The organism is Petrimonas mucosa (assembly GCF_900095795.1).
Classification (GTDB): Bacteria; Bacteroidota; Bacteroidia; order Bacteroidales; family Dysgonomonadaceae; genus Petrimonas; species Petrimonas mucosa.
Window position 1 is genome coordinate 412,447 of record NZ_LT608328.1, and the last position, 14,061, is coordinate 426,507.

Below are 14,061 nucleotides of genomic sequence, written 5' to 3' on the forward strand. Positions count from 1 at the left end.
AAGTTGTAAATTTGGATTGTCTAAAAACTAAATTTCCAACCATGGGCAAAGATAAGTCAAAAAATTTAGTCGGTCAGCCACTGTTCAAACAAATTGTGAAAATGTTGCCAAAAGATGAATTTGATCTCTTGGTGTCGAAGTGCGGGAGCGACCGTTACTATAAAACATTTTTTTCTTGGGAACAGCTTATAGTGATGCTCTTCGGCATCTTTTCACGTTGCGATTCCATGGGGGAAGTCTGTGACGGGATGCGGGCATTGGGTGGGAAGCTGAATTACCTTGGTATGGACGTGGCTCCTGCAAAGAGCACGGCGGGCGACGCTTTGCGTGATCGTGATGAAGAACTTTTCAGGCTATATTATTTTGCCCTGATATCCTATTTTCGTCCGCTTTTATCGGTCAGCCGAAAAAAAGACGTCAGTTTCGATGAGTTTTACGCTTTCGATTCCACCACGATGACCCTTTTTTCACAAGTGATGCAAGGGGTGGGACGCAACCCCAAGGGTGAAGGCAAGAAAAAAGGAGGCATGAAAGTACACATGCTGACCGACGTGCACACGGAGACGGCCGTTTTTGCCAAGATCAGCGAGGCAAAAATGCATGACAAGAAGTTCCTGGCACATTTAAATCCCGGAAGGGGTAGCATGTTGGTCTTTGACAAGGCATATAATTACTACCTGCAATTTGCTGAATGGACACTACAGGGCGTGAATTTTGTTTGTCGCTTGAAGGATAATGCCAAAGTGCAGGTGCAGGAGGTTTTGTTTGAAAGGACGCTCTCCAAAGAAGAGTTCGGCGTTTACAAGGTCGAACACATCCATTTGGATTACAAACAAGATAAGCAGGTAAAAACGGTTTGTTTGCGATTGGTTCATTATAAAGATGAGCAGAAACGAAAATATAAGTTCATAACCAACAATTGGTCGATAACGCCCCAAGAGGTTGCTTTGATTTACAAGTATCGCTGGACTATCGAGCTATCGTTCAAAAAATTGAAACAGAACTTTCAACTGCATTTTTTCTATTCGGATACGGAGAATGGTATAAAAACGCAGGTTTGGTGCACGTTGATCGCACATTTGTTGCTTCAAGTCATCCAGGTGGTGAATGAAAGCAAGAAAGCGTTCTCAACTATTGCAGCTTTGATAAGGATACACCTGATAAGTCATTTGGAGTTGGCTTGGGTGGTGACCGAAGGCAGAAAGGCATACACTAAACGGGGAAAAAGACGGAACAAAAGTCCCACGGCCATACAAATGTCGTTGTTTTAAAGGGGGTAGGTTTTATGAAAACAAAAAATGAAATTATAACAATATAGATATCTGATAATTATAAAAAGGGATCGGCAAAACGCAGGTTTTGTCGGTTAATAGTGGTTTTTTTTATAAAGTTCCGTCTGCTAAGTTTTCTACTCATATGATTAAAACTTTTTTCGTTGTATAGGTGATTGAAGAGACGCATTGTTTCAAACCTATGGCCGGATGATCGATATCGTTTCAGTTTCTACAGTTTTTTCAACGCCTCTTTCAGACAAGGGACACAGTTTGTTTCAATACCGTCCACTTTAAGATCGAGCAATTTTTTTGCATCATCAGGGTTATCAACTGTCCAGGCATAGATTCCCATTGCCAGGCTGTGAACAAAGTCAACAATCTCCCGATTGATCAGGGAGTATTTCATGTCAATGGCGTCAATATTGCTCTCTGCGGCTCTTTTAATATTCTCCTTCAAGTTATCCTCTTTGCCGATTAGGTAATGACAGCTGTGGTTCGGGAACATTTTCTTTGCTGCAACTATCACATCAAAATCAAAACAGATGATTGCCAGTTGACCTTCCGTGGAACTCTTTTCAATCACCCGTTTCAAAAAGGGTAACCCCTCCACGCCACATTTCAGTTCAATATATAATGTTTTTGATGGGGGCACCATTTCAACAATCTCTTCAAAGAACGGAATATGTTCATTCCTGTACTGTTCGCCTTTGAAACTGCCAACATCCAATAGTCTCAATGTATCGGAGATAGTCTCTTCAACAATGTACTCTTTTCCGGAGGTCCTTTTTGTATTGGAGTCATGGATAACCATGAGACGATTGTCTTTCGACAGGCGCACATCAATTTCAACTGCATCAGCTCCCTGGTCCCAGGCAAGTTTTACTGATGCCTTCGTGTTTTCCGGGGCATGGAGTGATGATCCCCTGTGAGAACTATACTCCACCTGGGCCTTTACGCTATGGCTTAAGCTGATAACAAGCAATGCGACAAGAAAATTTTTCATACATTCCTCTTTTAATATGTATAAATGTCATCTTTTCAATAAATCAGGCCATAAAAGTCTTATGGCTTGATAAACCGGCTGAAGAATTTCCATATCTCTTCGTTGGTGTCCATGTCATCCCTGCCCCATGTATGTCCGCCTCCGACAATCTCATACAGCCACACTTCACTGCCGTTAGTGCCGCCGGAAAACCGGTGTTTGATAATCTTCCGGTTGTTTGGTGCTTTTCCGGTTATGGTGTCGGTTTGCATGACTGTGCAGCGATTCTTTGCCGCACAAAAGTGTACGGCAAGCGGCACGGGAAGATATTCGCCCCATCCCCCTTTATTTTCTGGATCGCCCAGCCATTCTGAAGTCCTGTCTTCAGTACCATGGATCTCAATAAGTGAAACAGGGTGAGTGGAGGTGTCGGATTTGTAGAGCCAGTTTAGCATGAGACCTGCGACAGGTGCTACGGCTGCAAACAGTTCAGGGCGTTGTGCTGCCAACTGATAACACATCTCTCCACCGTTTGACATGCCTACACAAAATGCATTGTGGCGACTGAAACCATGTTTGTGTTGTAAATGACGTACCAGTTGGGTCAAGAATTCCACGTCATCAATCGTCATGTCGTGCTGGAAAGGGTAACCAACGTTCCAGCACATTTTGCCTCTACCGTCTTTCTCTCCCTGAGGATAACAGACGGCAAACTGGTGACGGTCTGCCGTCTTGTTAAAAATTCCCGGGTCCGGTCCCCCGTAACCGTGCAACACAATAACCAGCGGAGCATTCTCCGGTAGATTATCGGGAATATGCAACCGATAAGTGCGTTCCAGCCCACCACACTTCATGGTGTATTCGGGGGTGTTGTCGGCTCTTGTAGTGCCGACTGTTACGACAAATAAAAGAAGGCTGCACAGTGCGCTTCTTGCTGCGATGGATTTAGCAAATACTTTCATCTATTTATACAATCTAATATCTTATTATTAACAGTAGTTTCAGTGGATTTCGATGATCTGTCACCTTGTTTATGGCCGATCTTCTTTTGCTGTTCCAAATGTACGCGACGGAATGTTGCCCATCTCCAATTCCAATGTTCCCCCTTGATTGATATCCTTGAAATGGATATAAGATTTTGTATAGGGCTTGCCGTTTAATCGGGCCGATTGGATATAGATGTTCTCACTGCTGTTATTATGAGCAATCAGCCTGAACTCCTTTCCCCCTCCCACATTCATGGTTACTTTGTCAAAAAGTGGTGTGCCGATGATGAATTTTCCTCCCGACGGCTCGACCTGGTAAAGGCCGATGGATGATAACACATACCAGGCCGATAACTGTCCTGCATCCTCGTTGCCACAGATCCCCCGGGGAGTGGCTGCATACAGCTTAGCCATGACTTCACGCAGGTGATGCGCTGCCTTCCAGGGCTCCCCAGCGTAATTATAGAGGTAGATGATATGATGACTCGGTTCGTTACCGTGATAATATTGTCCGATGACACCCCCTTCATTGATGGTATTCGGTACTCCGAACCCCCCTTCGATGATAAAGATTGAATCCAGTTTTTTCACAAACTGCTGTTCACCGCCAAATAGTTCGATCAATCCATGCGCATCGTGCTGTACATGCCATGTCCACTGCCAGGCGTTGCCTTCGGTATAGTCGCTGCCTGCCCCCTGCGGAGCCAGGCAAGGATCGAAGGGTTCCCTGAATTTCCCCTCGGTTGTTATGGCTCTCATAAAGCCGGTGGCCGGGTCGAAATGCTTTTGATAAGAGAGGCTCCTCTTAAGAAAAAAGGTGTAATCTTCTTCTTTCCCAAGTAGGTTGGCCAGTTGTGCACCACTGGCATCGGTCACGGCGAAATCCAGACATTGGGCAACAGAATGAATACTCTCTTTATCGTAAGGAATAAAACCATATTCATCCAGGAGAGGTTGTCCTCGTTCCTGGAGTAATGCCGAAGCCTTGATTGCATTATAGATTGCCTCCTTGTCCACATCAAAGCCTTTCAATGCAATATCGGTAATTACTGGAAAAGAGGGATTCCCGGACATGCAGAATGTCTCATTACCCATAAGGTGCCATAAGGGTAACCTGCCGGTTTGTTCGAAGATTTTCAACATCGTGACAGCAAAATCTTTTTGTCGCTCAGGATGTATCAATGTTGCCAGGGGATGAACAGCCCGGTACGTGTCCCAAAGAGAGAGTACCGAATAGTTCACGAAATCTGCATTCCGGTAGATTTGACCGTCAGCCCCCCGGTAATCTCCATTCACGTCGCAGAATACCGCAGGGGCGACCATGGTATGGAAGAGGGATGAATAGAATATCGTACTTGCCTTTTCATCATTGGTGGTGATTCTTATTTTGCTTAGCTCTTTTTCCCACAGCTGATCTGCCTCAGCAACAACTCCATTGAAATCCCAACCACGATTTTCCCGCTCCATGTTCAATTTGGCGTTTTCCACGCTTACTGCAGATAGCCCAACTTTAATTTGCAGGCTCTGATGATCTTGGAGGTCAAAAGAGAGAATGCAAATGGTGTCGTTTACCATCTTTTTATTAAGGATGGGCAGTGAAAACAGGGCAGAATAGAATACCTTTTGATCTTGAGCCCATCCTGTCGAGAACCGGTAGCCGGAAACTACCGTATCGTTCTCCTGCAACAGGCAACAATCTGTCATTCTATCAAAACCGATCCCTTGTCGTAAATTCAAGACTACTTTGCCGGTATCCACACCTGTCGGGAAGGTATAACGATGAAAACCGGTACGCATTGTTGCCGTCATCTCTGCCCGGATACCGCTCTTCCCTAAAACGACAGAATAGTAGCCTGGCTTGACCAACTCATCGTCGTGAGAGAAAAGCACTTCACGCTCTCTTTCATCCAATACCGGCATGAGCGATATATCTCCCAAATCTCCAATTCCCGTTCCGCTCAAATGTAAATGTCCGAAACCTATCACTATCGAATCGGAGTAATTGTATCCGGAACACCACTCTCCGCCACGTGGAGGACGTGAGTGTTGTGTAGGTCCAACCTGCACATGGCCGAAAGGCACATTTGCTGCCAGGAAGACATTCCCAAATCCGGCAGTTCCGATATAAGGGTCTACATGGCTGGTCAGGGGGCCCAATTCAGTGTGTGAGGTGTTCTTATGTATGCAGGATGATATCAGTAAGCAACAGATCACAATGCCAAGAGATGGATGCTTCATTTTCTTTTTGTTAGAAATTCATTCTTCAATTTGGTATATTGATCGTAGAACATGACTGCGGAACCCAGTGCATATTCCGTCCCATCTATCACTTTCCGCGCATAGTAATAACTCTTGTCACCTATACATGTACCATAACAAACGTTCGTAACGGTCAGGAATGCTCCTGTATCTTTTAAACTGTATTTCTCTATCCCCCTGAATGTGTTTTCAATTAGGGGGAAGTATCTATCGGCGTCCAGAATTCCTTCTGTAACTCCTAAAGCCATTGCATAGGCAAACATTACTGTGGAAGAGCTTTCGATAAAATTGCCTTTTTCACCTGGATAGATGGGTAATTGGTACCAATGGCCAGTTTTTTCATCCTGAAGTTTGGAGAGCGTCTGCATCATCTTGTCAAATTTAGCTTTAAGCTCTCTCTTCTCCGGCATGCTCTCCGGCATTACCCGCAAGGTATTGGCCAAGGTCATGGCTACCCATCCGTTGCCCCGACCCCAGAATTCATTGTTCCGCCTTTTGGGATTATCTGCCCATCCTGGCATGCAGCATTTGTCGTCGAAAGCAATATCGTCATTGTCCCATCCATGGTACCATAATCCGGTAGAGGGATCCTCAAGTTTTTCGGCGTGTGTTCTCAATTGCAAGGCTACCTCTCTTAAAAAGTTCTCATCTCCCGTCAAACGGTACATCTCTATAAGAAAAAGGCCGATCATGTAGACCGTGTCGTCCCACAGCTCAATCACGTTATCTCTGTGCGAAACGCCACCGTTAGACGATCTTGGGATTTTGAGGTATTGATTGTACAGGTCGAATGCTTTCTCCCTATATTGATCTTCCCCTGTAACACGTGCCAAAAAGGCTATCCCGAATCCCGAGGCAAGCGCATTGGGGTGGATGCCGGAGGCTCTCTCCATATTGACATCCATTGCCTTACGGATATAAGCCAGCATGGTCTCTTTTTGGATGTTGTTTTCCCAACGGTCGACAATCGACCGCAAAAGGGTTGCTTGAGACCAGTCCCAGTGATATGTCTCTGCCGGGTGATACTGCTTGATTGCATAATCCATGAGCTTATCGCCCCACTCGGGAATCTCCTGTCGGTTTAAAGCGAAGGTTCTGCTTTTGGAATTCCCATCCAGTCCCAGTTGAGGATAGACTGGATACCCCACGGAGAAGGATGCTACATCCATTCGATATTGGTGGTTTTGCATCAGGCAGACCTTTTTAGTGCTGGCGGGGATCGTAGTTGAGTATATGCGTATTTCACCTGGTAGTCCAACGATAATCTCTTCCCTCCAGTCACCATATATGTCGGCTATCAGTCCGCCTTGAATATCCCTTTCAAGTGTATCTCCATTAAACTTGAAGAGTCTCCCGTTATGCCATAATTCCTTTGTTTCATCGGCATCCCACCATAGAGGCAATGCATTATCCATTCTTGCAGGATCGGGCAACCGTTCACCTTTACTTGAGTAAAAGAAGGGTCGGGTATCCCCGCGGTCGGGTTGGGTATAGCATTCCATTCCAACCTTCGTGGGGTCATAATCTCCCACGGTTGCACGGTCATGAATGTGATTGGTAGGTTGATCATAGCCCCAGATAATTTCGCCAGTGGCAGCATCCACTAGGCAGACACCATTTTTCTCGGCACCTGTCTCGATATTGAAGAAGATCTCCAGACCGAGACGTTCGGGGTCGATATCGGCAATCACTGCACAGTCGTTATGGTTCAATCCAATTCCCCATAGGGCTGTACCGTCATGATCGAGTGCAAAAGTACCGGGCACTACTTCGTCTTTTCCGTCTTCATCAATATCTGCTATGGCCATTCGATGACCACCCTGTCCCCAGTATCGCCTGTTCATCTCCGAGCTTTCCCAGTACCATTCCGTTTTCAGCTCCATATCCATCGCTTCTACCCTGATGTGACCGTAAGTTCCCCGTTGCATCAGCAGGCTGGGTTTTTTCCCATCCAGGTAAGCCAAACCCAGAAAATTTCGACTTGTCCAGTCGTAACTTCTTCCGATTTCAATATTTCGTGGTAACCACTCTCTTTTTTTCACTATTTTCCCCGTCTCGCCATCAAGCTTGACCAGGTATTCCGGGCCAGAAATGACCCGACCATCAGGTTCACGAGGGTCTTCTTCTCCCGCCTTCGTATACACTTCCGCTTTTCCATCACCGTCGAGGTCGAATACCATGAATGGAGCAAACCATACGCCTGTCTCTATGGCCCAACCCATATCATATCGCCACATAAACTCTCCCTTTGAACTGTATGCTTCCAGTTTGTAGGTATCCCGGCTTCTTTGCCAACACCCGATACATGTTCCCGGATCAACATGTACCATGGCATCACGAAGCACCACAAAATCGTACGCCCCGTCACCGTCCAGATCACCGATGCCAATTTTTATAACCCCAACGTTCGGATTCTCCAGAAGGATTGAACGCGAGTTGTTGTTGCCCTGATTGAAGAAAACATATACTTCCCCTCCTGGAATCTCTTCTTCTTTTCCATTTATAATCCTGGTAAGTTTGTACAGGTGTGCTTCAAATAATTTAGGCATCTCCGCAGCTGGTCCGTGATATTCGCATCCCCTGTCTATATAGTTTGTTGAGTGGGTAATAGGTTGATCGTTGACTTTTACGTAATCGTTGGGTTCAACTGATCCAACCATTTTACGGTACAGATTGAAGGCAACATCTGATGGATCATCCTCCAGCAAGCGCCATCCGATATAGATCGAAGTATCACTGCGCGTAAGGGCTATCAAACCCCGGTCGAGATACTCCTTCTGCAGATCACCGCTTTCGTGGCGAAGCGATGACGTTTTGTCTGCACAACTCATGTTTCCGTGCAGTAAAACGATTAATAATACTATTTTCCCAAAATTAAACAATGTTTTATTCATGACATCCATTAAGTGCGTTCTGAAACTTTAGGGTTGCTATCGGGTCGATTCTTTTTCGTCTATTCGAAAAGCAGCGACAGTGGATCAAGATCATTAAACTTAAGACCAGCTCACCTAAACTTTAACGTTAAAGTTTATTTGGTAAAAGTATTCAAACATTCTTAAAAAACAAAATAATTAGTCGTTCCTTATAAATTCGAATTAAGCTGAAAAATATATTTTATCTTGGTGGAAAAACCATCGGAAAATAAAATATAAAAATTTTTCTTTCAACTTTTCCATCATTTTCTTCAAGTTCCAAGCCGTAGCTGCCAGGTATGCGTTGATTTGTATGCCTTTTTCAGCCCACAAGTAATTCTGTTCCATACGGAAATCCTTTTTAAGATGTCCGAAAATAGGTTCAATTGCCGCTCTGGCTCTGCATTTGTTCCGTTTCTGCCGTTTTTGACAAGGGGTGTCTTTGACTTTGGGCTTGCCGGGTGTAATAATGCTTACGTCTTTTATCTGCTTTCGTCCTTTCCCGCCACGGTCATAAATGAGTTCTTTGGGTAGTTTCAACTTATTCTCTTCCATCTGTTCGAGTAACGGTTCTATGGTGTCGCCGTCGTATGGGTTTCCCAAAAATGCTTTTACCGCCGTGATGATTTTCCGCCCTTTTCTGCCCGTGGTGATCATCCCCACTTTATTGCCGAACTCATACTGCTTGTGTGCCTTTCCCTTGGCAATACAGCGGGTAAAGGGTTTATGCAGACTGTAGATTTTATCCTTGTCGTTTTTCTGTTGATTCACTGCACGCTTGCAGAGTGAAAGCGTCTGTTCGTATCGTTTCTTTTGTTCCTCTGTCATTTTACGGACGGAGGATTTGCGAGGTTGCGGGGGGGGGGGGGGATATCCACTATCCCTTGTAATCTCGCAAATCCTGTGTTCTACGATGTCGCCGTTAGGCGAGGAGTAGAATGCAGGATGTAATCCTCCGTCCGTTCTCCCGACGAGCCGAAGGCGATGTCGGGAGAACGTTCAAGTTCCCGAAGTTGGATATTGGCGATCGTTTTCAAGCGACGTTTGGCTTTGTCTGCCCGTTTCTTACGTTTGGGATGCTTGCCGTTGTAAGTGTCTCGCAGCAGTTGTTTACTTTCACGGGTGTACCGCTGACGTTGCATGATGCCTTCACTCCCTGCAATGGCATTGCACTTGTCGATAACCTTTTTGCAAAGCTTGGCATCGGTAGGAAAGGTGGTGTTGTTTTCTTGAACAGTAGTGTCCGAAAGAACAAACCCGGTTTGTCCCGGCAGTTTTTTACCGTGAAGTTGTACGCTGTAAGCGAATATTTTTCCTATCCCTTCTTCTCCCACACGGTTACGGAAATGGACAAAATCGCTCGGATCAAAAGGAAACTCATGTTCGAAGAACTCGCATCCACAAAAGTACTGGAAATAAACATCCCGAACCCAATACTCGGGAATACGCTCATCGCCAAGATTGTACAGGTGCTTCAAAAGCAGGCAGCCGACCATCAAACGGATGGGAACGCTTGGCGCACCTCGTTGTGAATACAAAGGTGTAAATTCTTCCTCAAAATATGACCAATCGATCTTGTCTGCCAAAAGAACGAGTTCATGCCCCATATCGATGAAATCTTTCAGCATCGGGCGAAACAAATCGCGTTGTCCTTTTTCCGGTAATTTTCCTAACATGATTTGCAGAGTTTTAGTACCTAAAGATACAAAATATTTGGACTTGCAAACTTAATTGAGACAAAAAGTTAAGCGACATTTTTAATTAATTCTTTTTTAAGATTATACTGATCCCAAAATTCATCAATGGTTAAGTTACCCAATGCTGAGAATCTCCTTTTATGATTATACCAGGATTCAATATATTCAAATACATGCAAGCGCATTTGCTCTCTTGTTTTGAGTTTGGTACCATAGACCAATTCAGATTTGAAAGTTTTGAAAAAGCTTTCAGCCACTGCATTATCCCAACAATTTCCCTTTCCACTCATACTTTGCTCCAGCTTCAAGGATTTCAACAGGTTTACAGTTTGTTTGCAGGCATATTGGATGCCCCGGTCAGAATGAAATATCATTCCTTCTCCAAAAGGTCTGTTCCTGTTGGCCATCCTTATGGCAGGGACTACGGTATGGGATGCATTCATATGATCGCTTATGGACCATCCGATCAGTTTGCGGTCAAAAAGATCCAGCACACAGGTCAGATAAAGAAATCCATCCTTACACGGAATATAGGTCAGGTCAGAGACACACGCTTTTACAGGCTCATTCTGATTAAACCTGCGATTCAGCAGATTTGGAGCAACCTTATAGTTGTGAGAGGCATCCGTCGTCACTTTGAATCGTCTCGAGAGTTTGCTGCGCAAGCCCATTTTCCTCATGTGGCATGCTACAGTGGTTCTCGAGACAGGAGTTCCGGATACCTGCAAATCCTTTGCCAGCCGGGGGCTTCCATTGCGTCCCCTGGCAGCAAAATAGGCATCTCTGATCTTTTCGTCCAACTCCATATATTTGCGCTTACGTTTGCCCTCCGGATCTTTAAGCCAGCGGTAATAACTGCTCCTGGGGACTTTCAATACTTTACACATCACCTCGATCGTCCATTGTTTCGAGTTATATTCCTTTATAAAGAGATAGATCAACGATCTCTCTTGGAGATGATGCTCAAAGCTTTTTTTAATATGTCCCGCTCCGTTTCAGCCTCGCCAAGGCGTTTTTCCAGTTCAGCAATCCTTTTGGTATCTTCACTTAATGACTGGACACCGTGTCCGGGGAAACTGGCTTCTCCTTTCTGCTGGTATTCTTTCCGCCAACGATATAAAAGAAAGGGGGCAATACCCAATTCCTGTGCAAGCTCGGAAATATTCTTGCGTTCTAAACTGAGTTTGACCGCATTCTCTTTGAATGCCTTGTCAAAATGGGTTCTTTGTTTTCTCATATTACACAAAAATAAGCGTTTATGCTTAACTCTGTGTCCCGGCTAAGTTAGTAATTCCAATTGCAAAAAAACACAACTGTTTATGAGATTATTTTACTGAATATCTGATAAATATACGCTTTTAAGGAGCGACTAATTAAACAATTTTAACTACTTTAACAGCCAATCCTACTGTTTCTCTTTCCGTTCGACTCAATTGTTGAATGCTGAACCTATTCTTCGTATAGGTAATTGAATCGTCCTCCCGGCATTGTATCTCCGTTGAGATAAAAATCCATAATATTCCCTTCATCTTGCATATTATCAGACCATTTAAACTGGAATTTGACCGGCTTCCCTTCCATTTCCATCAAGATTTTGGCTACCTTGATCTCTAATTTGTTCCCTTTTACGGCATATGGTACATCTCCCACTTTTTCCCATGACCACCAGCCGTTTCGGTTTTTTTCTATGATGGCTTTTTCACCGGGCGTGATCCGGTTGATCACATAGTCATATCCGTTCCAGCCGGTGAAAGGGTTGTTATCGGCATCAATGAAAAGCATCATCCAGTTTCGGTCGGATTTTGGAGTGAGTTTTTCAGCCGTTTCGACGTAAAAATAAAGATGACGGTTGTCTCTGGCTACCTTGGCTGCCACGAGGTCGTTTCGTCCAGTGTTGTTTATATAGATCCGGTTAAAGTATCCGCGGTGGTTCCGGTGAACGGTGTTTCCCCGATAGTGTTTGTAATGGGGTGCTACACCCTCCCAATCATTACACGAACCAATTTTAATGCTTTTGGAGGAAGATGCCTTGGGAGTAGGGAGGGTGCCTTTAAACTTGCGTACATAGTCGATTAGCTGATAGTAGTAAACATCGCCTTTGTCGCCCCACTCGTTGTTGGGTTCGATGTCCCGGCTGCGATCCCAGTCAAACTGATCAACAAAAGAGAATGGCCATCCTGTCCAGATACTTTGAGGCAGAAGCATCTCGACGGTATATTCGTTCCACCCGGTTACAAATACCATTTCCGGATCTATTTCCAGTGCGGCTTCCCACTGCTCGGAGAAGTTATATCCGCGTAGGTAACCATCGACACGGGGGTCAACACCTTTTTTGTGTGAGTAACTGCGGCCAAAGGTTCCGGGAATGTTGAAAGCGCAACACATGCCACGTGACTCGAATGAGGCGTTTTGTGCAATTCCAACGGCAGCCTGCTCGTACCTGCCGTCCTCTTTTTTTACATAACCATGCAGCGGATAATTTTCTAGCCATGCCCATTGGTCGTTTCGCTGAGGACCTTTAACATAGTCCGGTTGCCCGGGACGGAAGGTAAAGAACTCACGTATCTCACGGTCTTCCGGCGAATCGGTGAGATTATCCGGGTAGGCCATAACAAGCGGTTTACCTTTCCAGTAGAACCAAAGATCTTTGTAGCGTCCAGGTTTGTAAATCTGGCGGTAAATCTTCCGAATGGTATGCAAGCTTCTCTTACTGGCTGTAAATTCGAGCATAAACGCAATTTTAGGAGGATTCACTCCCTGTTTCAACGCTTTTTCCCACTCTTCAAACAGCTCTTTGGTAGCATACTGATGTCCTTCACCGGTGTCATCCAAAAATATGACGTCTATGCCAGCATCGCTTAGCATCTCGGCATGTTTACGCAATACCCACGGATCGGCACTTTGATAGTACCCAAACAGCGGTTCCCCCCAGAAGAAACGTCCGGGTTTTAGGGTACCCCAGGCTGGATGATCATAAATTTTCAAAGCTTCCGGATGCTTGATCAATATCTGGGAAATATTCTTGACTGTTTGAGTCGTGTCGTCCCACCCCTTGTGCCAGTTCCAGTAAAAGATCGCAACAAACTTATCCGATTTGATATCACCGGTCTCTGCATGCATAGAGAGAGTACGTTGCAGAGCATCGGTAGCCGGCAGTCCGTTTCCGGGATGGCGGGATACCAGTTGTGCAATTCCAGGAGTATTGTGGAGAGAAATGCAAAGATTAACCACAAGCAGGAGTAAAAACTTTTTCATTGTTATTGTTTATTTTATCAGCAGATACAAATCAATATCAACCGCTGCTGTTAGCTAAATCACGGCTCTGGTTCCAATATCTGTCTGTCCAGTTTTTTTGGTTCAAACAAAAATCTATGGGCTCCCCCTTTAACTTCCACAACGGTTTCCGTATAAATAATAGCTGTCGTGAAGCCCTGCTTTATCCAGTATCCCCAGGATGGAGCCATCTCTTTTGTGGCCATTTGGCAAGCTGTTTCCACATAACCATAGTTTGACAACATCCGTGGTAGATATTTGCTCCCCGGTAGTCTAAAATCAAGGGAGTAATGATTTTCGACTACAGCACGGTTCAAGTTTGCTGCCACCTTCTCGACGAATTCATCAGGGACCAGTGCGACGGCTTGTGCCGTTTGTGATCCATTGGCATAAAGAACAATCTGCCGATTCAGGTATTTCTCATTGATCAGCTCCTTCAATTTTTCTGTTTTGTTTTTATATGTGGTCTCCTCATTGCCTCTAATCTTCGAGAAACGATGCATGAGCAGGATAATCAGGTAATAATAACAAGTGGAGGTGAAATTGCTGGGTGTTTGGGTATTATAATAGACCCAATCGCCAAGACCAACAGTTATGGTTACTTTCGTACCTCGCTCTCCGGTCAATTTTATTTTCGCATACTCCCCAAAGGTTTATCCCCATATCAAAAACAATGAC

The 14,061-nt window shown here is 44.9% G+C and carries 11 protein-coding genes; 1 reads left to right on the top strand and 10 read right to left on the bottom strand.

The features are described from left to right. The first annotated feature begins 41 nt into the window (after positions 1 to 41). Positions 42 to 1,271, top strand: a complete 1,230-nt coding sequence (locus tag ING2E5A_RS01640; protein ID WP_071135906.1) for an IS4 family transposase — start codon at positions 42 to 44, stop codon at positions 1,269 to 1,271. A 232-nt stretch (positions 1,272 to 1,503) separates the two neighbouring features. On the opposite strand, the gene ING2E5A_RS01645 is transcribed toward ING2E5A_RS01640, so the two are convergent. The 10 genes from ING2E5A_RS01645 to ING2E5A_RS01690 all read right to left on the bottom strand — a co-directional run bounded on the left by ING2E5A_RS01645 (position 1,504) and on the right by ING2E5A_RS01690 (position 14,009). After that, positions 1,504 to 2,277: a glycerophosphodiester phosphodiesterase gene (locus ING2E5A_RS01645; protein ID WP_071135907.1), complete on the bottom strand. Its 774-nt coding sequence runs from the start codon at positions 2,275 to 2,277 to the stop codon at positions 1,504 to 1,506. A gap of 59 nt (positions 2,278 to 2,336) precedes the next feature. Then, the gene (locus tag ING2E5A_RS01650) at positions 2,337 to 3,218 is read right to left on the bottom strand and encodes an alpha/beta hydrolase family esterase (RefSeq protein ID WP_071135908.1); all 882 of its coding nucleotides are present in this window, start codon (positions 3,216 to 3,218) and stop codon (positions 2,337 to 2,339) included. Between the two features lie 69 nt (positions 3,219 to 3,287). After that, complete coding sequence (locus ING2E5A_RS01655) at positions 3,288 to 5,480, bottom strand: GH92 family glycosyl hydrolase (RefSeq protein WP_083373126.1); 2,193 nt, start codon at positions 5,478 to 5,480, stop codon at positions 3,288 to 3,290. Beyond that, complete coding sequence (locus ING2E5A_RS01660) at positions 5,477 to 8,332, bottom strand: rhamnogalacturonan lyase family protein (RefSeq protein WP_071135909.1); 2,856 nt, start codon at positions 8,330 to 8,332, stop codon at positions 5,477 to 5,479. Before ING2E5A_RS01660 ends, ING2E5A_RS01655 begins: the two co-directional genes overlap by 4 nt. Positions 8,333 to 8,596: 264 nt before the next feature. Continuing rightward, the gene (locus ING2E5A_RS01665; protein ID WP_231960412.1) at positions 8,597 to 9,241 is read right to left on the bottom strand and encodes a transposase; all 645 of its coding nucleotides are present in this window, start codon (positions 9,239 to 9,241) and stop codon (positions 8,597 to 8,599) included. Positions 9,242 to 9,321: 80 nt separating this feature from the next. Beyond that, on the bottom strand, positions 9,322 to 10,089 hold the full coding sequence (locus tag ING2E5A_RS01670) for a transposase (protein ID WP_231960413.1): 768 nt from the start codon (positions 10,087 to 10,089) through the stop codon (positions 9,322 to 9,324). A 68-nt stretch (positions 10,090 to 10,157) separates the two neighbouring features. Beyond that, complete coding sequence (locus tag ING2E5A_RS01675; RefSeq protein ID WP_071135910.1) at positions 10,158 to 11,051, bottom strand: IS3 family transposase; 894 nt, start codon at positions 11,049 to 11,051, stop codon at positions 10,158 to 10,160. Next, on the bottom strand, positions 11,048 to 11,347 hold the full coding sequence (locus tag ING2E5A_RS01680) for a transposase (protein ID WP_071135911.1): 300 nt from the start codon (positions 11,345 to 11,347) through the stop codon (positions 11,048 to 11,050). The genes ING2E5A_RS01675 and ING2E5A_RS01680 overlap by 4 nt, the downstream gene beginning before the upstream one ends. A gap of 212 nt (positions 11,348 to 11,559) precedes the next feature. Beyond that, on the bottom strand, positions 11,560 to 13,365 hold the full coding sequence (locus ING2E5A_RS01685) for a glycoside hydrolase family 71/99 protein (protein WP_231960414.1): 1,806 nt from the start codon (positions 13,363 to 13,365) through the stop codon (positions 11,560 to 11,562). A gap of 59 nt (positions 13,366 to 13,424) precedes the next feature. Beyond that, on the bottom strand, positions 13,425 to 14,009 hold the full coding sequence (locus ING2E5A_RS01690) for an alpha-L-rhamnosidase-related protein (protein ID WP_231960415.1): 585 nt from the start codon (positions 14,007 to 14,009) through the stop codon (positions 13,425 to 13,427). Between the last annotated feature and the right edge of the window lie 52 nt (positions 14,010 to 14,061).

Bases quoted from the DNA above. Each gene is read 5' to 3' on its own strand.
- ING2E5A_RS01650 (WP_071135908.1), bottom strand. From the start codon at position 3,218: ATGAAAGTATTTGCTAAATCCATCGCAGCAAGAAGCGCACTGTGCAGC.
- ING2E5A_RS01640 (WP_071135906.1), top strand. From the start codon at position 42: ATGGGCAAAGATAAGTCAAAAAATTTAGTCGGTCAGCCACTGTTCAAA.
- ING2E5A_RS01645 (WP_071135907.1), bottom strand. From the start codon at position 2,277: ATGAAAAATTTTCTTGTCGCATTGCTTGTTATCAGCTTAAGCCATAGC.
- ING2E5A_RS01655 (WP_083373126.1), bottom strand. From the start codon at position 5,480: ATGAAGCATCCATCTCTTGGCATTGTGATCTGTTGCTTACTGATATCA.
- ING2E5A_RS01670 (WP_231960413.1), bottom strand. From the start codon at position 10,089: ATGTTAGGAAAATTACCGGAAAAAGGACAACGCGATTTGTTTCGCCCG.
- ING2E5A_RS01685 (WP_231960414.1), bottom strand. From the start codon at position 13,365: ATGAAAAAGTTTTTACTCCTGCTTGTGGTTAATCTTTGCATTTCTCTC.
- ING2E5A_RS01680 (WP_071135911.1), bottom strand. From the start codon at position 11,347: ATGAGAAAACAAAGAACCCATTTTGACAAGGCATTCAAAGAGAATGCG.
- ING2E5A_RS01665 (WP_231960412.1), bottom strand. From the start codon at position 9,241: ATGACAGAGGAACAAAAGAAACGATACGAACAGACGCTTTCACTCTGC.
- ING2E5A_RS01660 (WP_071135909.1), bottom strand. From the start codon at position 8,332: ATGAGTTGTGCAGACAAAACGTCATCGCTTCGCCACGAAAGCGGTGAT.